This window comes from Tildeniella sp. (genome assembly GCF_059505325.1).
Genome location: NZ_JCACKI010000076.1, coordinates 22,034 through 47,096 on the forward strand (window position 1 = coordinate 22,034; position 25,063 = coordinate 47,096).

Annotated in this window: 23 protein-coding genes and 1 pseudogene; 15 read left to right on the forward strand and 9 right to left on the reverse strand. The window is 51.1% G+C overall.

What is annotated here, in order from left to right:
• Positions 1 to 11 precede the first annotated feature (11 nt).
• Positions 12 to 1,079 carry a tRNA 2-selenouridine(34) synthase MnmH gene (mnmH, locus tag AC5JO6_RS28110; RefSeq protein WP_496084357.1) on the forward strand — a complete coding sequence of 356 codons (1,068 nt, stop codon included), beginning with the start codon at positions 12 to 14 and terminating at the stop codon, positions 1,077 to 1,079.
• A 106-nt stretch (positions 1,080 to 1,185) separates the two neighbouring features.
• On the opposite strand, the gene AC5JO6_RS28115 is transcribed toward mnmH, so the two are convergent.
• A complete protein-coding gene (locus AC5JO6_RS28115; RefSeq protein WP_496084358.1) occupies positions 1,186 to 2,475 on the reverse strand; it encodes a hybrid sensor histidine kinase/response regulator in 1,290 nt (429 codons plus the stop codon).
• A gap of 13 nt (positions 2,476 to 2,488) precedes the next feature.
• Entirely contained in the window at positions 2,489 to 5,008 is a 2,520-nt protein-coding gene (locus tag AC5JO6_RS28120) for an MASE1 domain-containing protein (RefSeq protein ID WP_496084359.1), read from the reverse strand.
• Between the two features lie 251 nt (positions 5,009 to 5,259).
• Here AC5JO6_RS28120 and AC5JO6_RS28125 point away from each other — a divergent pair, with 251 nt between their 5' ends.
• The 3 genes from AC5JO6_RS28125 to AC5JO6_RS28135 are packed head-to-tail and all read left to right on the forward strand — an operon-like array spanning position 5,260 to position 8,659.
• A complete protein-coding gene (locus AC5JO6_RS28125; protein ID WP_496084360.1) occupies positions 5,260 to 6,192 on the forward strand; it encodes a putative selenate ABC transporter substrate-binding protein in 933 nt (310 codons plus the stop codon).
• Between the two features lie 14 nt (positions 6,193 to 6,206).
• A complete protein-coding gene (locus AC5JO6_RS28130; RefSeq protein WP_496084361.1) occupies positions 6,207 to 6,965 on the forward strand; it encodes a phosphonate ABC transporter ATP-binding protein in 759 nt (252 codons plus the stop codon).
• Entirely contained in the window at positions 6,962 to 8,659 is a 1,698-nt protein-coding gene (locus tag AC5JO6_RS28135; RefSeq protein WP_496084362.1) for a PhnE/PtxC family ABC transporter permease, read from the forward strand. Before AC5JO6_RS28130 ends, AC5JO6_RS28135 begins: the two co-directional genes overlap by 4 nt.
• 209 nt (positions 8,660 to 8,868) lie before the next feature.
• Here the strand turns inward: AC5JO6_RS28135 and AC5JO6_RS28140 are convergent, their stop codons facing one another.
• Entirely contained in the window at positions 8,869 to 9,123 is a 255-nt protein-coding gene (locus AC5JO6_RS28140) for a hypothetical protein (protein ID WP_496084363.1), read from the reverse strand.
• 96 nt (positions 9,124 to 9,219) lie between these two features.
• Positions 9,220 to 9,414, reverse strand: coding sequence for a hypothetical protein (locus AC5JO6_RS28145; protein WP_496084364.1), 195 nt, complete (start codon positions 9,412 to 9,414; stop codon positions 9,220 to 9,222).
• Positions 9,415 to 9,533: 119 nt separating this feature from the next.
• Between AC5JO6_RS28145 and AC5JO6_RS28150 the strand changes: the two genes are divergently transcribed.
• The 4 genes and pseudogenes from AC5JO6_RS28150 to AC5JO6_RS28165 form a co-directional block, all read left to right on the forward strand.
• Positions 9,534 to 10,811: an FG-GAP repeat protein gene (locus tag AC5JO6_RS28150; protein ID WP_496084365.1), complete on the forward strand. Its 1,278-nt coding sequence runs from the start codon at positions 9,534 to 9,536 to the stop codon at positions 10,809 to 10,811.
• A 692-nt stretch (positions 10,812 to 11,503) separates the two neighbouring features.
• Positions 11,504 to 12,544, forward strand: coding sequence for a glycosyltransferase family 2 protein (locus tag AC5JO6_RS28155; RefSeq protein ID WP_496084366.1), 1,041 nt, complete (start codon positions 11,504 to 11,506; stop codon positions 12,542 to 12,544).
• Positions 12,545 to 12,547: 3 nt separating this feature from the next.
• The gene (locus AC5JO6_RS28160) at positions 12,548 to 14,695 is read left to right on the forward strand and encodes an NAD-dependent epimerase/dehydratase family protein (RefSeq protein ID WP_496084367.1); all 2,148 of its coding nucleotides are present in this window, start codon (positions 12,548 to 12,550) and stop codon (positions 14,693 to 14,695) included.
• 96 nt (positions 14,696 to 14,791) lie between these two features.
• Positions 14,792 to 14,950: pseudogene (locus AC5JO6_RS28165) on the forward strand (IS982 family transposase); the annotation flags it as partial.
• 273 nt (positions 14,951 to 15,223) lie between these two features.
• Here the strand turns inward: AC5JO6_RS28165 and AC5JO6_RS28170 are convergent.
• Positions 15,224 to 15,535 carry a hypothetical protein gene (locus AC5JO6_RS28170; protein WP_496084368.1) on the reverse strand — a complete coding sequence of 104 codons (312 nt, stop codon included), beginning with the start codon at positions 15,533 to 15,535 and terminating at the stop codon, positions 15,224 to 15,226.
• 428 nt (positions 15,536 to 15,963) lie between these two features.
• Between AC5JO6_RS28170 and AC5JO6_RS28175 the strand changes: the two genes are divergently transcribed.
• From AC5JO6_RS28175 to AC5JO6_RS28185, 3 genes are all read left to right on the forward strand, one after another.
• Positions 15,964 to 16,089 (forward strand): transposase-like zinc-binding domain-containing protein, encoded by a 126-nt coding sequence (locus AC5JO6_RS28175; protein ID WP_496084369.1) that lies wholly within the window; start codon positions 15,964 to 15,966, stop codon positions 16,087 to 16,089.
• Positions 16,090 to 16,267: 178 nt separating this feature from the next.
• Positions 16,268 to 16,393, forward strand: a complete 126-nt coding sequence (locus tag AC5JO6_RS28180) for an IS1 family transposase (RefSeq protein ID WP_496084370.1) — start codon at positions 16,268 to 16,270, stop codon at positions 16,391 to 16,393.
• Between the two features lie 348 nt (positions 16,394 to 16,741).
• Positions 16,742 to 16,903, forward strand: coding sequence for a hypothetical protein (locus AC5JO6_RS28185; protein ID WP_496084371.1), 162 nt, complete (start codon positions 16,742 to 16,744; stop codon positions 16,901 to 16,903).
• A gap of 172 nt (positions 16,904 to 17,075) precedes the next feature.
• Here the strand turns inward: AC5JO6_RS28185 and AC5JO6_RS28190 are convergent, their stop codons facing one another.
• Positions 17,076 to 17,816 carry a M15 family metallopeptidase gene (locus AC5JO6_RS28190; RefSeq protein ID WP_496084372.1) on the reverse strand — a complete coding sequence of 247 codons (741 nt, stop codon included), beginning with the start codon at positions 17,814 to 17,816 and terminating at the stop codon, positions 17,076 to 17,078.
• 136 nt (positions 17,817 to 17,952) lie between these two features.
• On the opposite strand from AC5JO6_RS28190, the gene AC5JO6_RS28195 reads away from it, so the two are divergent.
• On the forward strand, positions 17,953 to 19,425 hold the full coding sequence (locus AC5JO6_RS28195; protein WP_496084373.1) for a TldD/PmbA family protein: 1,473 nt from the start codon (positions 17,953 to 17,955) through the stop codon (positions 19,423 to 19,425).
• A gap of 168 nt (positions 19,426 to 19,593) precedes the next feature.
• Here the strand turns inward: AC5JO6_RS28195 and AC5JO6_RS28200 are convergent, their stop codons facing one another.
• Entirely contained in the window at positions 19,594 to 20,859 is a 1,266-nt protein-coding gene (locus AC5JO6_RS28200) for a hypothetical protein (protein ID WP_496084374.1), read from the reverse strand.
• Between the two features lie 273 nt (positions 20,860 to 21,132).
• Between AC5JO6_RS28200 and AC5JO6_RS28205 the strand changes: the two genes are divergently transcribed.
• The 3 genes from AC5JO6_RS28205 (at position 21,133) to AC5JO6_RS28215 (ending at position 23,293) form a co-directional block, all read left to right on the forward strand.
• Positions 21,133 to 21,444 (forward strand): hypothetical protein, encoded by a 312-nt coding sequence (locus AC5JO6_RS28205; RefSeq protein ID WP_496084375.1) that lies wholly within the window; start codon positions 21,133 to 21,135, stop codon positions 21,442 to 21,444.
• Positions 21,441 to 21,860, forward strand: coding sequence for a type II toxin-antitoxin system VapC family toxin (locus tag AC5JO6_RS28210; RefSeq protein ID WP_496084376.1), 420 nt, complete (start codon positions 21,441 to 21,443; stop codon positions 21,858 to 21,860). The genes AC5JO6_RS28205 and AC5JO6_RS28210 overlap by 4 nt, the downstream gene beginning before the upstream one ends.
• 92 nt (positions 21,861 to 21,952) lie before the next feature.
• Complete coding sequence (locus tag AC5JO6_RS28215) at positions 21,953 to 23,293, forward strand: TldD/PmbA family protein (RefSeq protein ID WP_496084377.1); 1,341 nt, start codon at positions 21,953 to 21,955, stop codon at positions 23,291 to 23,293.
• Between the two features lie 41 nt (positions 23,294 to 23,334).
• Here the strand turns inward: AC5JO6_RS28215 and AC5JO6_RS28220 are convergent, their stop codons facing one another.
• Positions 23,335 to 23,961, reverse strand: coding sequence for an adenylate/guanylate cyclase domain-containing protein (locus AC5JO6_RS28220; RefSeq protein WP_496084378.1), 627 nt, complete (start codon positions 23,959 to 23,961; stop codon positions 23,335 to 23,337).
• 273 nt (positions 23,962 to 24,234) lie between these two features.
• Positions 24,235 to 24,903, reverse strand: a complete 669-nt coding sequence (locus AC5JO6_RS28225; RefSeq protein WP_496084379.1) for a nitroreductase family protein — start codon at positions 24,901 to 24,903, stop codon at positions 24,235 to 24,237.
• Between the last annotated feature and the right edge of the window lie 160 nt (positions 24,904 to 25,063).

Below are 25,063 nucleotides of genomic sequence, written 5' to 3' on the forward strand. Positions count from 1 at the left end.
CCCTTTTTTTCATGCCCAAAACATTGCCTATTGCCGCTTTTCTCACTGCACCCGGAGCGCTTCTGGATGTACGAAGTCCGACTGAGCATGAGCAGGGACGCATCCCCGGAGCCGTGAGTTTTCCCCTGTTTAGCAATGAAGAACGGGCGCAGGTTGGCACGTGTTACAAACAGCAGGGGCGGGATGACGCGGTGGAGTTGGGGCTGTCGATCGCCGGACCCAAATTAGCGTCCTTCGTCGCGCAAGCTAAAGTGCTGGCAACCGATCGTACGGTACGAGTGCACTGCTGGCGTGGGGGAATGCGTAGCGGCAGCATGGCTTGGCTGCTCGAAACGGCAGGCTTTCAGGTAGCGTTACTCGATCAGGGTTACAAAGGATTTCGCCATTGGGTTCATGCAGCGTTGATGGAACCGAAGCCGATCGTGACGTTGGGCGGCATGACGGGCACTGGCAAAACCCTGATTCTGCAAGCACTTAGGGAGCAAGGAGAACAAATTCTGGATCTGGAGCAACTGGCGAGTCACCGAGGCAGCAGCTATGGCAATCTTGGCTTGCCGCCACAGCCCAGCACAGAACAGTTTGAAAACCTGATTGCGATGGAGTGGCAGACGTTGCATGTCGATCGCCCCATTTGGGTTGAAGCCGAAAGTCGCATGATTGGTTCCTGTCGCGTACCCGATACGCTGTTTCAACAGATGGTTGCAGCTCCAGTCTTGCAGGTGGAGCGATCGCGGCAAGAACGCATCAACTTACTGCTGGACGGCTATGGTGCAGTTGAACCTGAAGCACTTATTGCTGCTACGATTCGTTTAAAGAAGCGGCTTGGGGGCGAACGTACTCAGCAAACAATCGACTTTATTCGCGAAGGCAATTTAGCTGCGGCGATCGACATGGTATTGGATTATTACGATAAAACCTATCTGTACGATCTCAAACGACGACAGGTTTGTGTTGAATCGATCGACGCTAGGGGATTGAAAGAGGCTGAAATGGTCAAAACGTTAGTGCAGCGATCGCGCCAACTGAGCGACGCGCAGAAAATGATCGACAGACCTCAAAACACCATTAATGCTGCCTAGACGGATTTTTTACGAGCAGATAAAGACTTAACGTTAACCGTTAAAAACGACTGCCAGCAAAAGTTTTTCATGTTTGTGCACGCGCTGGTTAGTTGGCAGCATAAAATTACTGTTGTGTGGGAATCTGGATAATAAACTCTGTTCCTTGATCCGGTGTCGAAAGACAGACGAGTTTGCCCTGATGTTTTTCGGTAATGATTTGATGGCTAATGGACATTCCCATGCCAGTCCCTTTGCCAACAGGCTTTGTCGTAAAGAAGGGATCAAAAATGCGCTGTTGAAGCTCTTTGGGAATGCCAGAACCATTATCCGCGATCGCAATTTGTACCCATTGGTTGTCAATTGCCGCCGTCCGAATTGTAATTTGACTTGGATGGTCCTGGTTTTCTTGATACGTTCGTTTAGCACTCAGTTCTTCCAACGCATCAATGGCATTGACCAAAATATTCATAAACACCTGGTTCAGTGATCCGGCATAGCACTTTACAGATGGTAATTGACCATACTCTTGTATGACCTGAATTGCCGGATGTTCGGGTGTACTTTTGAGGCGATGTTGCAAAATTAACAGCGTACTATTGATACCTTCGTGGATGTCTACTGCTTTGCAGTCCGCTTCATCAAGGCGGGAGAAATTGCGGAGCGATCGCACAATTTCGCAGATCCGCTGGGTGCCGATCTTCATCGAAGTAAGGGTTTTCGGTAAATCTTCTTGAATAAACTCTAAGTCGAGATTTGCAGCAGCCTTTTGAAGTTCGGGTGCAGCATTGGCACTGTGCTGTTGATACAACTGCACGAAGGATAAAATATCGTCGGTATACCCCTGCACGTGAGCGAGATTGCCATGAATAAAATTAACGGGATTGTTAATTTCATGGGCAACGCCAGCCACCAGTTGCCCTAGCACTGCCATCTTCTCGGATTGCACTAAATGTACCTGCGACTGCTGCACTTGTTGTAGAGCCTTTTGGAGGTCGGCGGTGCGTTGCTCGACTTGTTGCTCTAGCGTTTGACGCAGGTGTTGCAATTTCAATTGAGTCGTCACACGGGCAAGCAACTCTGCTTCTTGAAAGGGTTTGGTGACGTAATCTACCGCGCCCAAATTAAAGCCTCTAACCTTGTCGGTTGTGTCAGACAAAGCCGTCATAAAAATCACTGGAATGTCATCGGTGACGGAAGTGGTCTTGAGGCGGCGGCAGGTTTCAAAGCCATCAATACCGGGCATCATCACATCTAGCAAAATTAAATCTGGCTGGCTTATGCTTGCCTGTTTGATCGCACGCTCTCCATCAGTGGCGATCGCCACCTCAAACCCAGCGTCACCCAAGACTTCTGCCACCACCTCCAAATTGGCGAGCGTATCATCAACCACTAAAATTAACGGCGTATCCTTCATGCTCAACCTCTTCTCAACTCCGGGTACTTTCATCGAGTAGTTGCTGAAGCAACACCTCCAATTTGGCGACCTGAAAGCTCTTGCTCAGTTCAAGCAGTTGCTCTGTCAGGGGCGCATACTGAGGGTTTTGGTGTGCTAAGCCTTTCGCAATCTCAGTTAGTTTTTTCAAGCGCCCCTGCTGGGCTAACTGAAGCAACTGTTCCAAATCTGCGGATGGCGGTATCACTAGCTGTATGGATGGAGTGAGGTTGCTGTGTGATGCAGGGATTGACGATCGCACCTGTTCCTTCCCCGAAACCGTAGATTGATAAATCCAGGTCAGTTGCAGATAGTTGCGGAGTAGCTGAAACAACTCGTCTACCTGTACCGGTTTGGTCAGAACATCATCGCCGCCAGCATCCAGGCTCTGCTGCTGATCTATGCTGGATACGGAAGCAGAGGAGACAATCACGGGCAGCGTCTTGAGCAGCTCAGTCTGGCGAATCTGTTGAAGCAACTGGTAGCCATCCATCACTGGCATCAGAATATCGGTGATGATGAGATTTGGCTTGCTGTGGATGGCTTTTGTCAACCCATCCTGACCATCCTCTGCTTCGACCACAGTAAAGCCAAGGGGTTCCAGCAAGTTGACAATGACGGAGCGGTTTTCCCATTTGTCGTCGACGATCAAAATGGTTTGCCGTTCCCCTTGATAGCCCACCAATTGTTCTCCGGTCGCATTGGTCGTGGTCTGTTGCCATTCTGTGGCGATCGGCAGTGCCACATCAAAGAAAAAGGTACTGCCCGCGCCAAACTGACTTTGCACCTGAATGTGACTGCCCATCAGTTGGACGATCGTCTGACTGATGGCTAGTCCTAACCCAGTACCTTCGGCATTCCGTTTTTGATCGCTGACCTGCTCAAACGGCTGAAAGATTTTTTCTAACGCCTCTGGACTCATACCAATGCCCGTATCGTCGATTTGGAACCGCAGGCAGGTAGTTTGAGACGAATCGGTTGCACATTGAGCCTTCTCTTCCTGCTTCAGTCCCGATGCCTCATCTTCAATGGGACTGACTTTGAAGAGAACCTTGCCCTGGTCGGTAAACTTGACCGCATTTCCCAACAGATTGATCAATACCTGCCGCAACCGTTTCTCATCGACCTCAACGCCTTCTGGCAGCTTGGCATCTGGCAAATACACAAACTCAATACCTTTTTGCTCTGCGCGAATGCTTAAAATCTCGGCAATGCCCTGTAACAAACCGGGTAAGTTAACCGTCTGAGAGTCTAATTCCAAACGACGAGCTTCAATTTTGGAAATATCTAAAATGTCATTAATCAGAGTTAACAGGTGGGAACCGCATTGGTAGATAATTTCAACGCCCTTACGCTCTTTGTCTCCCCAGTGTTGGGAACGATTGAGGATCTGGGCGTAACCCAAAATACCGTTGAGGGGGGTGCGGAGTTCGTGGCTCATGTTTGCCAGAAATTCACTCTTGGCGCGACTAGCAACCTCAGCCGTTTCTTTCGATTGCTTCAATGCTGCTGTGCGTTCCTCGACTTTGAATTCTAGTTCTTCATTGGCTAGCTCTAGCCGTGCTTTTACCTGTTCGCGCTCAATAATGACGGCTGATAGAATCAGTGTTGTCACCGTGATCGTGCCAATAAACGCTTGCAATAGCAGCAGGGATTCGTTGAGGGTACTGCGATTGAATGAACTTGTCCCTCGAATGGCACCCGCGATCGCCAACGCCGAAACTAACACGATCGCAATGGCTGTGAACCGTTGCTCAGCACGAAAGGCTGACCATACAAGCAACGGGATCAGCAAGTATTCAACCGGGTAGCCAAAGCCAAAAGCGACTGTTCCCACACTTATCAGAGCGCCAGCCCAGAGCATCACTTCCAGGATGAACTGAAGCGATCGCGGAGATGAGGGTTGCGCTTCTGTGGAGGTTGATTGATTGGCGGTGTGGTTGCGTTTGCTAAACCAATGCTCAATCCAAAACAGCAACAGCGGTAGAATAACCAGAACGCCAATGGTATCTCCTAACCAGAACGTTACCCAGCTAATGAGGTAGTTTTTCCCAGCAATAAAGCCGCAAAAGTACATGGTGGTCGCCCCAAAGGTCGGACTCACCATACAGCTCAACAGTTCAATACCAGTAAATTTAGTAACATTCGGTGCGTTGTTAAAGACCTGGTAAGAACCGATGAAGCGCTTGATCAAAAACGCGCCTGCGAGTGCCTGTAGCACTGAGCCTGTAGCAATGCCAATGCCCGATGCGATCGACATGGATAGAATGCCCGTATTTGCCCACAGGGGCCACGTTGCAGCCACTACGGCTCCTAACCAGATGCCTACCCAACCTCGATAGCCCACAAGCAAAATGACGGCAAGTGCAATGCCAGACGGGGGGTAAACGGGGGTGATAAATCCGGGTGGAATGGCAAGATATTGCCCAAGTTTTGCCGTGACATAGTAAATGATCGCGATCGAAAAGATAAGCAGAACTTTGTTGGGTCGATTAGCAAAGGCTTGTGGATCCATTACAGTGAGCCAAATCTAAAGTGCTTTGGACGAATAAGAACGACTCAAGGTTGATTCACTCTCAGTGTTCCCAATCGATCAAGCATGAGAACGTTGCTCTGTGTAATCCAAGCAGCAGCCCTCCACGTGACGTTTGGATACTGCAACACGACATACAGCCTTTCTGTAACGGTTGCTTCCTGACTCGTATGACGCAAAGAGCCATTGCGGTTTACGATGTCATGAGTGTGTTAAGGCGTTGATCAGTGAACATGAAGCGTAATTGGACGATCGCTTTCGCTATGTTGTTGCTATCGGGTTTGAGCGTTGCCTGTTCGCCACAGCCTCCAGCGGCTAATGCGCCTGAAGCCGCAAAGAATGCCGCAACGAAAGCCGTGTTTACGATCGGAGCCATTCCCGATCAAGACCCGGAGCAACTGCAACGTCTCTATGCCAAGCTATCAACCTACTTACAGCAGGAATTAAACGTGCCTGTGACCTATAAACCTGTCACCGACTACACAGCAGCGGTCACTGCCTTTAAGATTGGCGATTTGCAAATGGTTTGGTTCGGTGGTTTAACGGGTGTGCAGGCGCGGTTGCAGGTTCCCGGTGCCGAGGCGATCGCGCAACGAGAGATTGATGCCAGGTTTCACAGCATTTTTATTGCCAATAAGAACAGCGGGCTGACTCCCATCACGAATCAGAAAGGCTTAACGGCGCTGAAGGGCAAAACTTTTACCTTTGGTAGCGAGTCTTCGACTTCGGGACGGCTGATGCCTCAGTACTTTTTGCAGCAGGCGAATGTCAAGCTGACAGACTTTAAGGGAGAGGTAGGTTTCTCCAAAAACCACGATGCCACGCTCAAGCTGGTGCAGGCTGGCACGTACAATGCAGGCGTGCTGAACGAGAAAATCTGGCTCAGTCGCTTGCAAGAAGGCAAGGTGGATACCAACAAGGTGGAAGTAATCTGGCGCACCCCGTCTTACTATGATTACCACTGGGTGATTAATCCTGCGGTGAAACAGCAGTTTGGGGGAGATTTTGAAGAGAAAGTGCGATCGGCATTGCTCAAGCTCAATCCCGCTGTGCCAGAACAGAAGGAAATCCTAGACTTATTCAATGCCACAAAATTCGTGCCGACTCAAAATTCTAACTACGCCCAAATTGAGCAAGTGGGACGGGAAATTGGCAAGATTAAGTAGGCAAGATGAAGTGAATGACGACGATCGCGCCTCTGTTTGAGCTGAAGCACGTTTCCCAGCGGTTTGGAGATTGTGAAGCACTCACGGACGTTAGCCTGCAACTGTATCCCGGTGAACGCATTGCGCTGGTTGGCTCTAGTGGAGCCGGGAAAAGTACTCTTCTGCGGCTGCTCAACGGTACGCTTTCTCCCACGATCGGGGAAGTTTGGGCATTGGGCTGCAACCTTAATCAACTCTCACCACGACGCTTACGACAGGTGCAGCGACAGATTGGCACGATCTATCAACAGTTTCACCTGATCGACACCTTGCGGGTAGTTCACAATGTCAATGCTGGACATTTGGGACGCTGGTCTTTGCCCAAAGCGTTACTGTCCTTGCTGCTGCCACTGGAGGTCGAAACGGCAGTCAAGGCGTTGGCGCAGGTGGGCATTCCTGACAAACTGTATGCCCGCACCGATCGCCTCTCTGGTGGCGAACAGCAGCGTGTGGCGATCGCGCGGGTGCTGGTACAAAACCCGCTGGCAATTCTGGCAGATGAACCGATCGCAAGCCTTGACCCGGAACGCAGTCGAGAAGTGATGGCATTGCTGCGATCGCTGGGCGAGCAGGCAGGACAAACCTTAGTTGTGAGTTTGCACGATGTTGCAATGGCGCGTCACTATTGTCAGCGGTTGATCGGGTTACGGCAGGGACGAGTGGTCTTTGACGCAGCGACTGAGGCTGTAACCGCCGATATGTTCAATGCTCTGTATCAGCTTGAGCCGCAATGAGGACAATCGTACCGCGTCAACCGGGTTTCACTGCACCGCTTGGGTGGGGACTGCTGGGACTGGGGGCGATCGTCCTTTCCCTCCTGGCAGCAGGACTCTTTCAACGAGAGTTGCTGAATGTGGCTGGCTTTCCTCAGCTCTGGCAATTTCTCCAGGCAGCGATACATCCCGATCTCAGTCAAGCTTTGCTCCAGGTAACACTCAGCGCTACGGTGACAACGTTTGCGTATGCCGTTTGTGGCACGTTGTTTAGCCTGATTCTGGGCGCGATCGGTGGCATTCTGCTTTCACAAGTCTGGTGGGAGTCTGTGTTCTCACGTCGCCAGCCGCAAGCCTCTTCCTGGTGGTATGGCATCCGCCTTCTTTTAGCAGTGCCCCGCGCGATTCACGAACTGATCTGGGGTTTGTTCTTCATCAACCTTTGGGGTTTAGATCCGTTGACCGCGATTCTGGCGATCGCCATCCCTTTTGGAGCCATCACTGCCAAAGTGTTTGCTGAAATTCTGGATGAAACGCCGCGCCAGCCCTTACAAGTCTTGTTGAATAGCGGTGTGTCTGCACCGATCGCGTTTTGCTATGGCTTACTGCCGCTGGCAGGGCTTAACTTGGTGTCTTACGCCTTTTATCGCTTTGAGTGTTCCATTCGATCGGCGGCGGTGCTGGGCATCGTTGGTGCAGGCGGGTTGGGCTACGAAATTCTGCTGAGTTTGCAATCGCTCCAGTACGAGCAGCTCTGGACATTTTTCTATGCGCTTTTTCTGTTGAATGGGCTGGTGGACTTTGGCAGTGCACGAGTACGTCGCTTTTTGAACTGTGCGAATCGGTTAGATCTGCACTTGCCATCGTCCCGACGATCGACGCAGCCTCCCATGCAACGCTCCTCGCGTAACACTAGACTACAGGGAAGCACGATTGGGCTAACCATTCTAGGATTGATGCTCTTCTCGTTCTGGTCGATCCATCCCGATTACAGCAAGCTCTGGGCAACTCGAACCCGTCAACTGTTAGGAGCATTGGCGCGATCGTCCATGCCGCCGGATTGGAGCCTGCTGCCTCAACTTTTACCGCTCTCAATGGAAACGGTGGCGATGTCCATTTTGGCGATCGCGCTGGCGGGCTTGGGCGGTATGCTGCTGGCGTTTCTAGCGGCATCAAACGTCTTGCTGCCCGGTGGCGTGCTGAATCCGGGTCGTCAAGCAAACCGCTGGGTCGCTGCGGGGCTGTTTTTGCTGACACGAGCCGCCTTGCTGCTAGCGCGAGCGATTCCAGCACCCATCTGGGCATTGGTAGCGCTGTTTGTTCTCTTTCCTGGCATTCTACCGGGTGCGGTCGCCCTTGGTATCCACAACTTAGGCATTCTCGGTCGGCTGAAGGCGGAGACGATCGAAAACCTGGATACCCGTCCCTTAGAAGCCCTTAAGGCACAGGGTGCGCCCGGTTCGCTCGTCTTTTTGTATGGTGTGCTGCCGCTCAGCCTGCCTCGGTTTCTGGCGTATGACCTGTATCGTTGGGAAGTCTGTATGCGCGAAACGGTGATTGTGGGTTTAGTAGGTGCTGGTGGCTTAGGACGCTTGCTGACGGAGCAACTGAGTAGCTTTGATTATCGGGGCACGATCGTGACACTCGGTAGCTTTCTTCTGCTGACGTTTCTAGTGGATGCCATCAGTGCTCAGGTACGACGATCGCTGCGGTAATACCATTTCACTAAACTGCGGCTGGCGATCAGCGGTTAGCGGTCAGCGGTCAGCGGTCAGCAATAAGAACGAATCTGTAGGGCGATTTTGTAGCATTGGTATAAGTTCGTTTGCTTCAGTAGCGACCGTCATCAGAGTCTGGATTGCCTTGAGCATGGCTCCTAGAGGCATCGCTTGCGCGTGTAGGGGCGCTTCTTGAGTGGCGCTACCTATGGTGAGAGCGTTCGTTGAGGTGACTGATTCATTGGGCTACATTGAGTTTGCGGAGTGGTAGAACGACTGCAAAGGCTCTGCAAATTCACAACTCTGCCATCCTGGGTTCGGATGTAGCAGGGCAGCTCGTCGAAGGGGAGCACCGTTTGACTAAGCACAACGCCTGGGGTGATGAACTCAAGCAAGCCTAGCGCTGCTGTCCAACCGAGGCAGATGAGCGATCGAGCCGCATAGTTCGGTTTCAGTTTCATCGGTTTACAAAGCGGTGGACTGGAATAGGCGCTTCTCTTTTTATACAGCTCACGTTGCCGCGATCGCAATCATGCACAACACAGTCGCCGAGAGCATTAAACACCAGTGCTATTTTTACGACCAACTGAATGCAGCAGGGCGAAATTGTAGCGTTGCATCATTCGCTTTTGTGTAATTGCAAGGTTGGGTTTCTTAGCGTTAAGCGAATCTAAGAGGTGGGCGATCGCACTAACTGAGAGGTAGGTGGAAAAGCGGCAAAACTCAGAGCGTGTGACAGATAGGTAAGTCATACAAACCAGGCAAGTAAGAGAGGCAGCAATGTCCTAGTATTTCCACAGAGCGCCCCATGACTCGAATGAAGCTATTTTTTACTTTATGAATTGATCAGTTGATCGATAAAGCATTAGTTATGTCCACAGTTCACCTGCGTGTATTGATTGCTGTTGCGGTCAGCTTCATCACTCTTTTGGTTGTCGTTGCTGTGCAAGCCAAACCTGTCTCGCAACCTGACCTAACGCTGTATGGTAGCGATGCTAAGCACTTGAATGCGTTTGGCTATGCTCTGGCGATTGAACAGGAAACGCTTGCGGTCGCATCTGGAGTTGGTATTTTTGTCTTTGAGCACTCTGGCTCCACTTGGGTTGAGCGGGCAAAACTGCTGCCGAATGACATTGAAGAAGCGGGTGCTAACTTTGGTCGCAGCGTTGCGGTAAGCGGCGACATCATTGCTGTAACGGCTCCCACCGCAGAGACCAACACTGACCTCCCATATACTAATAGGTCAGGAGCCGTCTACATCTTCACGCGGGAGGGGTCAAGCTGGAAACAGCAAGCCAAGCTTTTTCCACCCAAACCAAAATCAGGCTTCCACTTTGGCTATGACGTGGCACTTGATCAGAATACAGTTGTTGTGGGGGATGACAGAGGCGTGTATGTGTTTGAGCGTGACCCCATAACAACAACCTGGTCATATACAGCGAATCTCGTTATCCCCCCAAACCCGGAGCTTAAGTTTACCGATCCAGCCACTCGTTTGGGTTCAGTCGTGGCAGTCAGTGGTAACACCATTCTAGTGGGTGGCACTAAAACCCAGTCAGCGGGAGCTGTTGGCGCACTTTTTGAGCGCCAGTCCCAAACAGGCACCTGGACTTACGAACGGGAGTTAGTATTCCCGGTGCCGCCGAAGATCATTGGTGGTACTGCGTCTGTTGGTTTGGACGGGAATACTTTGCTCCTCGGTGTGACGTTAGAAGCGTCTTTCCCCTTTATCGGCTCTGCTTACATTGCCAAACGCCCGACTGCCAGTGGTGATTGGCAACAAACGGCTAAACTAGCACCCCGCTATATGCATCGTCCGGGCGGGCTGTTCGGTTTAATCGCTGACTACGGCTTTGGTGCCAGGGTCGCTCTGAAGGGGGATTACGCAGTGGTCGCTGCCGTTGGTGCCCAGAACAACGCCCTTATCCAAAATAGTCAAGGGGAAGTGTTTCTCTTTCATCGTCAACCACGGGCAGAGTCTTGGACGCAACTTGCCAAGCTAGTACCACGAGTGGATAGAAAGGAATTCCTGCCCATAGTCAGCCTCTCAAGTCGTTACGTTGTCGTTGGTGACCCAAGGGCACTGAATGATCGGGGAGAACGAACGGGTGCTGTCCACATTTTTGCGCTACCAACGGCAGCACCCTAAAGATCTGCTTCCGTCTGTTGCGCCCAGTCGGCTACGGCTAGACATAAGCAAAGTAATCCGCATTCAAGTCGAGATTGGTAACGCCCTCAACCACCCCGATCAGTTCTTTGCCGAATCCGGCTGTCAGTAGACCGCTATTGATGGCTTGAACCAAATTGGAACTGTCGTTCGACAGTAGACGAAAGACACCCTGGTTAAACTGTTACATTTGGGCAGCAGATGGTCTTCCTCCAGGACGTTGAGGAACTACTTTGCTCACGGCTGCTACTGTGCCAGCTAGTTATGCAAAGCGCTGTATCGGCTTTAAAGGCACCGCTGCCTGTTAAAGCTTGTGCTCATGCAGGATTTCTCTATCAACTCTAGATGCGCTGCTGACCACCGATCGCGCTGACCGCTAACTGCTGACCGCTGACCGCTATTCTTAACCATTGCTTCACAAACTCGGTGTGTACTGATAATTTTGCGTTCCTGAGCAGTCTTCAGCTTTAAGCCTGTTAGCTTCTGTGTTGTACTGGAAGTCAGCAGAGGTCTCACAGTCGCTTTATTTGGCTGAGATGAACGCAAGACAAGTTTTTGGGCACTCTACGCTTAGTTCCTTGGCTGCGCTTGGAGTCACACTGATTCCGCCGGATGGAACGATCGCACGATGAATAAGGTTCTGCAATGACAAATGGTGTTGAGAGGGAGGGTGCGTGACTAGCTCACAAAACATTGGAGTCGTGGTCATTGGACGCAATGAGGGCGATCGCCTGCTTCGCAGTTTAGATTCTGTTGTGGATGCCTCTCGCCCGGTTGTCTATGTGGACTCTGGCTCAACGGATGGAAGCTGTGAAGCAGCCCACGATCGTAGCGTTACCGTGGTCAATTTGGACTTGTCGATTCCGTTTACAGCGGCGCGTGCCCGGAATGCTGGCTTCGATCGCCTCCGCGAACAGTTTCCTGATGTCGAATCTGTCCAATTCATTGATGGCGATTGCGAAGTAGTGGCTGGTTGGCTCGAAGCAGCGGCGATCGCTCTGGACGAGAATCCTACAGTCGTTGCTGTATGCGGCTGGCGACGAGAACGGTATCCCGATCGCAGCCCGTATAACCGCATTTGTGATGTCGAGTGGCGCATGGGTGCAGTCGGTGAAACGATGCATTTTGGTGGCGATGTGATGCTTCGTGCCAGTGCGTTTGCAGCAGTTGGTGGTTATGACAGCAGCGTGATTGCGGCTGAAGATGATGAACTTAGTGTGCGCTTGCGGCAGGCAAAGGGTTCCATTCTCCGTATTGACCACAACAGTACGCTGCATGATGCCAATATTCATCGCTTGTCGCAGTGGTGGCAACGGGCGAAACGTTGCGGCTATGCCTATGCTCAGGTTCATAGCCTGCATGGTGCGCCACCCGAACGCAAGTTTGTCAAGGAGATTCGACGCACCTGGCTGTGGGGCGTGATTGTACCACTAGGCGCGATCGTCCTTGCTCCCTTCACCGTTGGACTCTCGCTTCTCGCCTTCGGACGCTACCCGCTGACGGCACTGCGAACCATTCTAGGGACACGCAAACGAGGCTTTTCCTGGGGTGAGAGCATTCCCTGGGGCGTATCCTGTGGGATATCGGTGTTTCCAGAAGCGTTGGGAGTCATCAAGTTTACGAGCGATCGGCTGCTCCACAGACAGCACAAAATTATTGAATACAAGGGCGCTCAAACGTCCGCGACTGAAACCATTCAAGTAACAGGGAGATAGCCAATGACAGCCACTAACGGACAAACCAAACCCGTCGCCGTCGCGCTACTTGGGGCAGGCTACATTTCTGACTATCACTTTGCAGCACTACGTCAGTTGCCAAACGTGGAAGTGCGGGCTATCTGTGACCTGAATACGCGACTGGCAGAGCAATTCGCCCAGTCCAAAGGGATTTCGACGGTCTATTCTGACCTGGGTAAAATGCTGTCTCAAGAGCGTCTAGATGTCGTACACATTCTCACGCCACCCCATGTTCACTTTGCCACAGGATGCCAGGTGGTGGAAGCGGGGGTGGATGCCTTTATCGAAAAGCCACTGTGTCACCGGGTCAGCGACTGTCAGGAACTCCGACGACGCGCTGAGACGATCGGGCAAACAGTTGGTGTAAGCCACAATTTTCTTTACTTCCCGGTGTATGAAAAGCTGGTCGCGGATTTACGCAGTGGACGGTTGGGACGCGTTGATCAAATTGATATTGTCTGGAACAAGGAACTCGGACAGCTATCCGGCGGACCCTACGGCGCGTGGATGCTCCAGACCCCAAAAAATATTTTGTTTGAGGTCGCACCCCATTCCTTTACCCATTTGGTTCATCTGATTGGGCAACCGGATTCGCTGTCTGTGGATGTGAACGATCGCATTGACCTGCCTCGCGGACTCGAATTCTACCGTCGCTGGGAAATTCGCGGTTGGAAGGGCAACACCAGTATTCGGCTGCGCTTTTCGTTCATCGACGGCTACCCAGAACACTACATCCACGTGCGCGGCACCAATGCGGTTGCCCATGTAGATTTTGAGAACAATACGTATACCTGTCAGGAGCATACGCCCTATCTGCTGGATGTCGATCGCTTCGCCACGGTTGCCACAGTCGCTCGTGATTCCGTTGTACAAGCGACTGGCACCTTGGCGAACTTTGTCCTCTCTAAAGCTGGACTGTCCAAAGTCTCTGCGCCGTTCTCCTACAGCATTGCGCGGACGGTTGAAAGCTTCTACACCACACGCGGCAGCAAGCTGGATGAACGAATTGATGCTTCATTAGGAGAAGGCGCTATTTCGCTGGCTGAGTGGATTGCCCGCGAAACGCATTTACCAGAACCAAAAACAGATACGTTTGTGCTCAACCAGACGGCTGAAATAGAGGTACCCAAGCCCAATGTGCTGGTGATTGGCGGCACGGGCTTCATCGGTCAGGCATTGGTGAAACGCTTGCGGCAAGATGGGCATGGCGTTCGCATTCTCGCCCGCGACCCTAATAACTGCTCACCCGCACTCCGCAACCTCGGTGTTGAACTGACGAAAGGCGATTTTGCCGATGCGAACGCAGTGAGTACCGCGCTGGAGGGCATTGAATATGTCTATCACCTAGCACGTGGTAACGGCAAGACCTGGGCAGATTACCTCAAAACTGACGTGGAACCGACTCGTAAGGTAGCGGAACTATGTTTGGAACATGGCGTGAAGCGACTGTTTTACGCCTCGTCGATCGCCATCTATTACGCAGGTAGCGGTGCCGGGACGATTACCGAAGCCACGAAACCTCATGAGGGGATGCTACGAGTCGCACCTTACCCGCGATCGAAGGTCGAGAACGAACGGAACTTGCTCCAGCTTCAGCACGAAAAAGGCTTGCCTGTCGTGATCTTCCGCCCCGGTGTGGTGCTGGGTCGCGGTGGCAATCCCTATCACTGGGGCATTGCCGCATGGCCCTACAATTCGGTGTGTCGTCTATGGGGCGATGGCAACAGCAAAATGCCGATCGTGCTGGTGGATGATGTCGCGGATGCAATGGCACGGGCGATCGCGGTTCCCGGCATTGAAGGCGAATCCTTTAATTTGACCAGTGAACCCCAAGTCACCGCCAACGACTATCTTGACGAATTTGAGCAACAGGCAGGCTTGAAACTCCGACGCATTCCCACCGCTAGCTGGCGCAACTACTCGGAAGCTCTGGTGAAATGGGCAGTGAAAAGCCTCGGACGTGATCCCAATGCCGCCTTCCCCAGCTACGCCGATTGGGAAGGTCGCAGTTTCGCCGCCGTCTTCGATTCCTCCAAAGCAGAACATCAGCTTGGTTGGTCTCCCGTTAAAGACCGTGCCACCCTCGTCAAAGAAGGCATCCACGCTCCAGCAGATGAATTCTTTGCATAGCTAATCCATATGCAAGCTAAGCTAACGTGAGTTCTGGATAAGAAAAAGCGGTGCAGGTACGCTGAAATTACTAAATCAATCAGCTTTCCCCGCTGTATGTTCAGCTTAGAAGAACTTTTCTGCATCATCGATGACTTTTGTCAGACTTTTGAGCCGCAGTGGCGACAGCGATTGCTGGCTGCGGGCTTACACAGGCGTGAGCGTTCACGGCAACTGAGCCTCAGCGAAAGCCTGACCCTGATGCTCGCGCTTAATCCTCTGAGAGGCTGTTTGAAAAGTGTCTGGCGGTTAAAACCGCGACTACATTAACAAAGTCCGCCTGCGCGGACTACCTCAGCACGAGGGTTTTGGAACCTGCGTAGGCAGGTTTTGTGCGTGTAGCCGCGACTTCAGTCGCCAGAGCTACACGCATCTGGACTTTTAAAACATCCTCTGAGTGTCATTGTAGTAGTAGCAGAGAATACGACTGGTAGAGTCAGCAGTCGAGCGATCGAGAATTTGAGTCATCGTGATGCATTTTGTAGAGTGTTAAGACCATTGGAGCTTTGAGGCAATCGTACCCAGTAGTACAAGCAAACCGAGCGATCGCCGAAAATAATTAACGCCTTGAAAAAGTTCCTGCCATGCCCAAGTGAACAGGGAGCCAAACGCCACTGCCTCTAGACCTGTATGAATGTTGTCGCTTGTCATGAGCAGTGCGATCAAAGTTGCTCCAAACCAAGCCAGAAGCGGTAAGTTGGGCTTCTGAGCAATCACAATCTTGCCATCGCTATCTCGAAAAATGCGGTTAAACAGAGTATCTTCCGTAGCTTTAGGTGGATGCACTTCAGGTGTATTCATTCAACTCCTTTTACTTAAAAGAAAGAAAGCATAACGTTAAATATCAGTATGCTCCTTCACCATTAAAAATCGTGTTTGAGTTCGTGTTTTACTTACGTATAACTTAGACAAATACAACTAAACCATCCAAAAGTCATACTTGACACTTTAAACCTGGTTGACTGACAAAACTCTTGAAACCCTTATCCTGCCGTAGGTTGGGTTAGCGTTAGCGTAACCCAACGAAACCGTTACTGGTGTTGGGTTACGCTCCGCTCAACACCAACCTACATCAGAACTTTTGTCAGTCAATCAGCACTTTAAACTTTACCTAATAAGACTGCGAAATATTTTTGATGCGTTCTACTAAGCAGAAAGCATCAGACATTGGTCGTCATGTAAAAGTAATGATGCTACCTTGACTCCATCTTGCTCTTCAAGCATACGCAATGCCTAACTGCCCAATCTGCGCCTCGGTGCCAGTGGTCAAGAACGGGAGCAGGCACGCCGGCAAGCAACGCTTCAAGGTCGGGATTGTGGTCGGCAATTGGTTGAAGACCCTGCCAATCAGCTGATTCCTCAAACTACGCGGGACTGGCTTGACAAATTGCTGCTGGAACGTTTGGCGTTAGCGGCAATGGTGCGGGTGACAGGTGTGTCTGCACGCTGTACGTCAATCAGCAAGATGATCAAACACCCAAGCAGACCACAGTGATCCCAAAAAACGGTCGGTTCACGCTGCAACTCAATGAGATGTGGTCTTTTGTAGGCTCCAAGCGCTGCCAGCAGTGGCTTTGGCTGGCGCTGGATGTGGACAGGCGACGGCTGGTGGGGGCGTACATTGGCGACAGAACCCGACAAGCAGCGAAACGATCATAGGCAAGCGTCTACTTTTATAGCTTCAATTTATACCTCAAAACTCCGTATAAACCTTTAGTCTGCTAGTGCCATTAAGTCACCCGTATTTCGCGCTTGAATATTTAATGCGGAATTGTTTGACGAGGGAGTGTTTCTAGTAGTACACGCAATTGGTCAGCACTCTTAACAGAGCAGTTACATTTCACTCAGTTCAAATGCTGCTCTTAAGTCGTGAGAGGTTCCTACGCTGTAGCTCAAAATGATCCTAACGCGGCTAGACCTCTTTAATTTTGCTCGTATCAGATTGCGTGTAGAGGCGGATTCCCGTTCGCTTTATCGGTTAAAACAAATCCTGAAGAGGCACTACCAATGCTAATTATGCCGATCGCCGTTTTCTCTGCGCTGTTGCTGCTGCTTTTTGCAGAACTCAAACCGAAACCAGGCAAGTCTCCTGAGAAGGAATTGGGGGAGGCACTCACTAAATACCTTTCCGCAGGGGTCAAAGTCCGCCTTGAGAAGGATAAGGATTAGCTTGGTCTGGGCAGGTCGTTCTACTACTTAAACGCTGAGAACACTGTTGCGACTGAATGACACGCCTTCAAACGATGGATGCGTCAAGCCTAAATAGTCATTGGCAGAAGCGGACAACGAGCCATACGCCTATCGCAGTGCGATAGGCGTATAGCATGGCTTTGCAAGTACACTAGAGAATCGCTTCTAGCGGCACGTCCAGCACTGGAAACTGCGCCCAGCTAGCCGCATCAAAGTGCCACCATTCTGTTTGCAGCGGTATGAACCCGTGTTTTACCATCGCTTCTTGAAGCCGCTGGCGATTTTGCTTTGCCTGAACGCTGGCACCGTCGTAGGTAGTTGCTGCCCGTTCAGTGAAGTCGTCAAAGTCGGTTGGCATTTTCAACTCTCTGCCAGCACGATCGACCAGCGTTAGATCCACCGCAGACCCACGATTGTGCCGTGAACCATACGTTGGATTGGCGACATAGCGATCGTCTGGTACCAACTTCCACATTTGTTTTTGGACAGACAGCGGTCGGTAGCAGTCATAGACTTTTAGCCCCAACCCGATTGCTTCCAGGTCTGCTTGCACCTGAGAAAGTTGTTTCGCTGCGACCGCCCTTAGCAAACAGCGCGATTCTTTGTAGAGAACTCGATGCATAAAGTTATTCGCTGTCGCGTAGCGCAGATCCAGGTGAATAGCGGCATTGATAGAGCGAATGTCTACTAATTGAGCATTAGCAGCTTGATAACCAGGAGTGATCTGGTTTGGCTGAGCCGCCGCGATCGACTCTATCGGTTGCGGCACTGGAAGGCGCTGCGTCGTTGGGTTAGCAGTGCTTTTTGTGTAACCCTGACACGCCACCGATAACGTTAACAGCGCGATCGCCACAAACCTGAGCCAATGCTGAACGCTGCTGGAGACTTTCACCGGACTAACTTCCTATGTACAAGCGATAGCATCAGTTTTCCCGTTATGACTGATTTGCTGACATTTTTTTTGCAGCCCTTCTAGAATAGAGGTCTTAGTGAGTAAACCTGCTCCACGATCGCAGCCGAGGCTAACAATGCTTGCAACTCCCCTTCTTCGCTCTAGAGAACTGCCAACACTGGAATACACCTCCACGCGCGATCGCTTTGATGCGTCGTGGGAATCACCCCTTTCCACATTGCTAGGACTGGGACGAGCAGCAGGCGCAGATTTTGTCGAATTCTTTTTAGAGCGAGTTAACTATATTAGCTGCCTTGCTGAAGACGATGCCATCACCAGCATTTCACCACGGCTTTCCACTGGGGCAGGCATTCGCGTCTTTCGCGGTCAAACCGACTGCTACGTCAGCACTAACGACCTGACCTTTTCTGGCTTGAAAGCTGCCCTCGAAAAAGGATTGTCGATTCTAGGCTTGCAATTGCCGTCCCCGGGAGCGTACATCCCCGAAATCAACCTGGAACCGCTGCGTGACTATGCTGTGTTGCGTGGTAAAGAATCCTGGCTGGCAGAATCTAGCTCCATGCGCGAAATGGGCGAAGTGCTGCTGGATGCCAACGCTCGTTTACAAGAAAAAGCGACGCATGTTCAATCTCGTCGCGCTGTCTACTTCCGCGATTGGCAAGAAGTATTGGTTGCCTCCAGTGACGGTACGTTTGCGAGAGACATTCGTCTGACCCAATCCGTGGGCTACAACTTGCTGTGTGCCGATGGTGCAAATCGATCGTCCATTGGCGAACGTGCAGGCAACACCAGCGACCCCAACTTCCTTCGCACCTGGGATTACACTGCCACTGCCGAAAGCGTCGCCGAATCTGCTGGCAGAATGCTCTACGCCGATTACGTAGAATCGGGCACGTACCCGATCGTCATGGCAAACAAATTCGGCGGCGTGATCTTCCACGAAGCGTGTGGACACCTACTTGAAACCACGCAAATCGAGAAGCGTACTACGCCGTTCATGGACAAGAAAGGCGAAAAGATTGCTCACGAAAACCTGACTGCCTGGGATGAAGGGCTTTCAACCGATGCGTTTGGCACGATCGACATGGACGATGAAGGGATGCCAGCGCAACGCACCTTGTTGATCGAAAAAGGCGTGTTGAAAAACTTTATCGCCGATCGGGCAGGTTCCATTCGCACCGGACACCCCCGCACAGGCAGCGGTCGCCGCCAAAGCTATACCTACGCTGCTGCCTCCCGGATGCGGAATACCTACATAGCCCCCGGAGACTTCACCAACGAAGACCTGTTTGCCTCCATTGAAAAAGGCATCTACTGCAAAAAAATGGGCGGCGGCAGCGTCGGTGCTACGGGACAATTCAACTTCTCTGTGGACGAGGCATACCTGATCGAAAACGGCAAAATCACCAAGCCCCTCAAAGGCGCAACCCTCATCGGCGAGGCAAAGGAAATCATGAACAAGATTTCCATGTGCTCCAACGATCTCGACCTCGCAGCAGGCTTTTGCGGCTCCGTTAGCGGCAGCATCTACGTCACTGTCGGACAACCTCACATTAAAGTCGATTCGATTACAGTCGGCGGACGATAGGGAAAAGCTTGAAGGCTAACAAGTGAAGAGTTAAAAGTTCTGAGATAGAGATTGCTTCCTTGTTATGACGAGTAAGAGGTGAGTTGTCCAAATTTAGGGAGTTTGGTGTCCAAAATTAAGTCAGAGTCACAACTTGAGGTAACGTTCAGCCATTTGTACGCTGCTCGATTAGTTAAACCAGGCTGCAAACCCAAAGAACTGACCACGAAAAACCCGATCGAGTTGTGCCCATACCTGTTGATTGGTCAACTTACCCACTTCTAAATACGGCGCTGCTGCTGTTCCTTGTAGCCATAGCACTACATCGGTTGTGCGCGGTTCCAAAAAGGCTTTGCGGAGATTTACCCCCCTGACTTCGCGCGATCGCCAGAATGGCAGCAACGTCTTGCCTGACAGCAACCCATCAGCTTCATCCAAAAACGCCAACCAGCCGTCAATCATCGCTTGAGTGACTCGCACCCCAGGCAACACACCCGTTTGCTTAGGGCTGGGGAGCCATTCGCGATCGTTGTCGGTCTCAGCAGCAATCAACTTCCAGGATTGGCGACTGAGTGAGGTGGTAGTTTGCAAGTGCTGTAACGCTCTTGCCATCCGCTGCGGTTCGGCGATCGGGAAGCGTAGTAGATGGACAAACGTGACAATATCCACAAAATCAATGCCGCCAAAGCTAAATTGACTTGGCTCTGGGCGACCATCCACTAGAAACTTGTAAGGGGTCTCTGGTTTCGTAAAGACTACGTGCGCCAGAGCGTTGAAAAACTCCTGCCCATCGTGTGCCAGGGCAAATTCGCCGATCGCCCCTAGTAGATTGGTGTAACCCTGTAACCAGATCGCATCAGCGGCATCAAAGGCGATCGTGAAGCTCTTAGCCTGTTGTTCTGTAATGGGTAGCCGATTAATGGCAGCAAAAATGCGCCAGAGCGATTCTGTGGGTTCAATCTTGCCATTGCCATTTAAATCGAGCCGAATCAGACCGAGCCGCAACGGTAGTTTGACCCGCGCATCTTTAATTGGTGCCAGCGTTGTACGCACTGTTGCGAGATCATCCAGAAACGTTTGGAGAATTTGGCGCGTATCGTCATAGCGAATCACTTGCGGATTCGGATTTTCGGGAATCGGCAGACGTAAAAACGGCAAAATACTGGTGAGTGAATTGTGACGCAAACCGTAACGATAAAGCGGCTGGGTCAAACGCTCCACACCGCTGACTAACTGCGTCACACCTAAACTGAACCGCGCCTGATCGTCCTCTGGTTTCTCCTTTAACCGTGCCAGCATTGCCGCTTCACCGTCGGCAAACTTGCCTGCCATCAGAAATGGCTCGATCGCAGAAGGTGTTTCAACCGACCTCACATGCGGCACCCCTACTCCCCACACAAGCAAGACTAAACAAAAGACAGCGCACAAAAAAATACGGACAGGTGTTTTCAGCATAGCGATCAGTTGTCACACAGTCGGTCAGTTACACAACAGTTCTACACCGACACTACCGAGAATCACCGCTTTAAAGAGTGAAGAATGACAACGCGATCAATGGTGATCGCGTCGTTGTTTTCGCAGTTTTGCACATTCGTCGAAACCCTAATCAATGGAGGCAACGGTTACAGTAGAGCAAACGCGATCGCTAATCATCCTACAGGAATTAAATTCAGGGTGCCTTAGTACCAACGTAACGCATCAATCGCTTGAGCTAAAAAGGAGAACCTTGTGCCTGACAGAATCAGTATTGTGATTGAAAAGAATGAGCAGGGCTATGCTGCTTACAGTCCTGAAATTGCCGATTCTCAGGTTCAAGGCAGTTCGTTTGAAGACGTAACAGCGCAGATTCAGGTAAGAGCTAAAGATTATCTCGAGCACCTTCCTGCTGATGAATCGCCTCAAACAAATGACAGACCTATCTGGGAAACTTTTGAGGACTTTGCCAATAGCATTCCAGAAGAGGTTCTCGCTAAATTGCCGACAGATGGAGCGGAGCAACACGATCACTACATCTATGGCACACCGAAGCGATCGGTATGAAATTGTTATTTGCAGACACTTTCTACTGGGCAGCGTTGCTCAACGTTCGAGATGCATGGCATAGACAAGCCGTTGTATACAGCCAACCGCTGAAGCAAGTACAGATTGTTACTACAGATGAAGTATTGCTTGAATTTCTCAACTTCTTCTCATCTTATGGCGACTATATGCGATCTGGTGCCGCGCAAAGAGTGCAGGATGTTCTGCAAAACAACAGTGTCCGAGTCGTTGATCAAACCCATCAGTCTTTTCTGGATGGGTTAGCGCTTTACGCCCAACGGTTAGACAAAGGTTACAGCGTAACTGATTGCATCTCAATGAACACCATGCGGCAGCTTGGAATTGTCGAGATTCTGACGCACGATCGCCACTTTACGCAGGAAAGCTTCACGATTCTCTTTAGTGAGGAAGCTTAATCGTCAACTCAGGCAGTACTACCGAAGCCAGCGCGATCGCTCATACTAGAGAAGAACGCATAACGTTTTGAGAGAAGTTTGAGGGAATTGCTGTGCAAACCATCAATGAATTAGCGACACAGGCAAAAGAAGCTGCCGATCGCCTGGGAATCCACAAATTCGATATTTACGGTTCCACGGTGGATGAGAGCAGCGCCAAAGTCGATCAGGGCAAGCCGGATCAGGTGAAAGCCTCCAACCGTTCCAGCGTCACCGTGCGCGTGTGGAATGACGATCAGACAATGGGTATTACCTCAACGACAGATGTTGATCCCACAGGATTGGCGCTTGCGTTGAAGACCGCTTATGAAGCCAGCTTTTTTGGTGTCAAAGAAAACGTTCCCGACTTTAGCCCTGAAGCAAGGGCACCGCTGGCGCGTGAGTTCGCCGAAAAAGCACCCCAGGCTCCGATTTCAGACTTGCTGTCAAAGCTGCTGACGGCAGAAAAAGCAGTGACCGAGGCACATCCCGCGATCGCCTCCGTCCCCTACAATGGACTTGCTCAGCGCGACATCGATCACTTCTATCTCAACAGCGACGGTGCCCTGCGAACAGAAGCGTATTCCACCACATCGCTGTATCTCTATACCAAAACTGAAGAAGAGGGTAAAAAGCCTCGTAGTGCAGGCGCCTTTCGCATCAGTCGTGACTTGGAAACGTTGGATGTGGATGGTTGCCTCAAGGAAGCGGTTGAAAAAACCGTTAGCCACCTGGATTACAAAAAGATTCCCACGGGCAAATATCGGGTCGTTTTCTCACCAGAAGCATTTCTGAGCCTGTTGGGTGCCTTTTCAAATCTATTCAACGCCCAAAGTATTCTTGACAATCAAAGCCTCTCAAAGCCTGAGTCGTTAGGTACGTCGATCGCATCCCCCTTGCTCTCTGTATCGGATGATGCTCTGCATAAAGACAATGTGGCGATCGCCACCTTTGACGGTGAAGGCACACCCACTCGTCGCATTTCCCTGATTACTGACGGTGTGTTGTCCAACTTTCTCCACAGTGCTGGCACGGCTAAACGGTTTAATACCCAGCCTACAGGACATGCCAACATGGGCGCGAAGGTGACCGTTAGTCCGCACTTCTACCATGTCTCCACCACTGCGTCGGCTCAGCAGGAATATAGTCTAGACACGGCTGAAAATGTCATCCTCATTGACGATCTACACGCCCTTCATGCTGGGGTCAAAGCGCTCCAGGGTTCCTTCTCGCTGCCATTTGATGGCTGGTTGGTGAATCAAGGCGAGCGCACCAGCATTGAGTCTGCCACTGTTGCTGGTGATTTTCTAGAGCTACTCAAAACCATTCTTTATGTAGAACCAGAAGGACATCTCACCCCCGGTGGTGTTTGCCCTTATATCTGGGTTGAGGAACTGTCAATCACAGGTGAGTAAGTTAGCTCGTGGCTAAGCAGTCAGCGGTCAGCGGTTAGCAGTCAGTGAACCCTTACTGTTGGCAATGTCTTGAGCTTGTGAGCAACCAGTTCTAACCCAGAAATTGACAGATCGAGGCGTTCCCATTGGTAGTGGGTTGCCTGAATCTGGCTAAAGGCGGCTTTGGTTAGTAGCACCTCGCCACGACGAGCGAGATCTTCACCCAGTTTGCACGCCAGATTCATTTCACTGCCGTACAGATCGTTCTCGCCGACCAGCAGCGTTTTGCCGTAGCCGATACCAATGCCTGCATAAAGATCCTGCTCGTCGGGTTGTCCGGTGTTCACGGCAGCAAAGCCTTTGAGAATGTCAACAGCACTGTCGATCGCCCCCTGCACATCTGGAAAAACGGCGAACAAATTGTCTGCCTCTTGTTTCACCACGCGCCCGTGATGTTGAACCAGGGGCGTGGCGATCGCAGTCATACGGTGCACCATTGCCAGAAAATGGATGATGCCATAGCGAATGGTTAGCCTGGAGAAACCGGACATATCCAACACAAGGATGGCGCAGTCTTGTTCAAAGGTTTCGCAGATTTGGGCATCGATCGCGGTCGATCGCTCTGGATATTCGTTGCGCTCTTGCAGCAGTCGGTTGAGTTCGGCGCGAGTGTTCTGGGGGGAAAGCATGGGAAGAAAGTATAAAGGATGAAGGCTAAAAGCTAAGAGGATGTTTTAAAAGTCCTTCTGTTAGTAGCAAAAAGCTAGATCCCCCTCAATCCCGCTTCAAAAGGGGGACGACCAAAGCCTTTCCCCCCCTTTTGAAGGGGGGCTAGGGGGGATCGCTGAGTACTTAACGTTACAGACCATACCTTTTTAAACACCCTCTAAGAGTGTTCTTTATCCTTTAGACTTCCCTTCTTATCCTTCATCCTTTAGCCTTTCCTTCCTTTCCTTCCCTTTCTACAGCTTGAACGATTCGCCATACGATTCGCCAAAGCAAACTTGTTCAGTACTGAATCGACCGCCAAAGGGCTTAAACGGCTCGGCGGCGTAGCCCAGACAGAGTATGCAGCAGACATCAACCGTATCGGGAATGTTGAAGGCAGTTTTGACTTGCGTACTCACAAAGCCTTCCATCGGGCAACTATCGACTCCAAAACTCTTTGCCACAATCATCAGGTGGGCAACAGCAAGCATGGTATGGCGATTTGTCCAGGTTTCGATCGATTCAAAGCTGGGATGGTTTTCAAAGAAGGGCGGAATCTGCGATCGCATGTATCCTGCAAATTGCTCCGTCATCGCCTGATGTGCTTCACCTAGCTCGATCACAGCTTCGATATTCTCCGCGCTGCTGGCAGTGCGATCGCCACAACAAAGCAGCACCACAGGCGCTTGAGCGATTTGAGCTTGATTGAAGGCACAGCTTTTAAGCGTGTCTTTGCTTTGCTGCTGCCGTAGAATAACAAATCGCCACGGTTGCAAGTTATAGCCAGAGGGCGATCGCAGCCCCAAATGCAAAATTTCTTCGAGAATAACGTCTGGAATGGGATCAGGAAGAAAGGCACGGGCAGCACGACGCTGGTCGATCGAATCCTTCAAACCCGTCGTAGGCTGTAAATCAATGGTCATGTCAATCCTTTTACAACACAGCTTGTTAATCAGACCTGAACTCTAGACGTTAGACGATTTGGAGCCGTTCGGTTCAAGTTTTGTGCCTTAACGTCTTACAAAAGCGTCTCAAGCCAACCCGCTTAACGTCAACGTTCCAAGGGCTGACCATATCTTTGGT

Excerpts from the sequence above, each read along its gene's own strand:
- mnmH (WP_496084357.1), top strand. The coding sequence starts at position 12 with ATGCCCAAAACATTGCCTATTGCCGCTTTTCTCACTGCACCCGGAGCG.
- AC5JO6_RS28115 (WP_496084358.1), bottom strand. The coding sequence starts at position 2,475 with ATGAAGGATACGCCGTTAATTTTAGTGGTTGATGATACGCTCGCCAAT.
- AC5JO6_RS28120 (WP_496084359.1), bottom strand. The coding sequence starts at position 5,008 with ATGGATCCACAAGCCTTTGCTAATCGACCCAACAAAGTTCTGCTTATC.
- AC5JO6_RS28125 (WP_496084360.1), top strand. The coding sequence starts at position 5,260 with ATGAAGCGTAATTGGACGATCGCTTTCGCTATGTTGTTGCTATCGGGT.
- AC5JO6_RS28130 (WP_496084361.1), top strand. The coding sequence starts at position 6,207 with ATGACGACGATCGCGCCTCTGTTTGAGCTGAAGCACGTTTCCCAGCGG.
- AC5JO6_RS28135 (WP_496084362.1), top strand. The coding sequence starts at position 6,962 with ATGAGGACAATCGTACCGCGTCAACCGGGTTTCACTGCACCGCTTGGG.
- AC5JO6_RS28140 (WP_496084363.1), bottom strand. The coding sequence starts at position 9,123 with ATGAAACTGAAACCGAACTATGCGGCTCGATCGCTCATCTGCCTCGGT.
- AC5JO6_RS28145 (WP_496084364.1), bottom strand. The coding sequence starts at position 9,414 with ATGACTTACCTATCTGTCACACGCTCTGAGTTTTGCCGCTTTTCCACC.
- AC5JO6_RS28150 (WP_496084365.1), top strand. The coding sequence starts at position 9,534 with ATGTCCACAGTTCACCTGCGTGTATTGATTGCTGTTGCGGTCAGCTTC.
- AC5JO6_RS28160 (WP_496084367.1), top strand. The coding sequence starts at position 12,548 with ATGACAGCCACTAACGGACAAACCAAACCCGTCGCCGTCGCGCTACTT.
- AC5JO6_RS28170 (WP_496084368.1), bottom strand. The coding sequence starts at position 15,535 with ATGAATACACCTGAAGTGCATCCACCTAAAGCTACGGAAGATACTCTG.
- AC5JO6_RS28175 (WP_496084369.1), top strand. The coding sequence starts at position 15,964 with ATGCCTAACTGCCCAATCTGCGCCTCGGTGCCAGTGGTCAAGAACGGG.
- AC5JO6_RS28180 (WP_496084370.1), top strand. The coding sequence starts at position 16,268 with ATGTGGTCTTTTGTAGGCTCCAAGCGCTGCCAGCAGTGGCTTTGGCTG.
- AC5JO6_RS28185 (WP_496084371.1), top strand. The coding sequence starts at position 16,742 with ATGCTAATTATGCCGATCGCCGTTTTCTCTGCGCTGTTGCTGCTGCTT.
- AC5JO6_RS28195 (WP_496084373.1), top strand. The coding sequence starts at position 17,953 with ATGCTTGCAACTCCCCTTCTTCGCTCTAGAGAACTGCCAACACTGGAA.
- AC5JO6_RS28200 (WP_496084374.1), bottom strand. The coding sequence starts at position 20,859 with ATGCTGAAAACACCTGTCCGTATTTTTTTGTGCGCTGTCTTTTGTTTA.
- AC5JO6_RS28210 (WP_496084376.1), top strand. The coding sequence starts at position 21,441 with ATGAAATTGTTATTTGCAGACACTTTCTACTGGGCAGCGTTGCTCAAC.
- AC5JO6_RS28220 (WP_496084378.1), bottom strand. The coding sequence starts at position 23,961 with ATGCTTTCCCCCCAGAACACTCGCGCCGAACTCAACCGACTGCTGCAA.
- AC5JO6_RS28225 (WP_496084379.1), bottom strand. The coding sequence starts at position 24,903 with ATGACCATTGATTTACAGCCTACGACGGGTTTGAAGGATTCGATCGAC.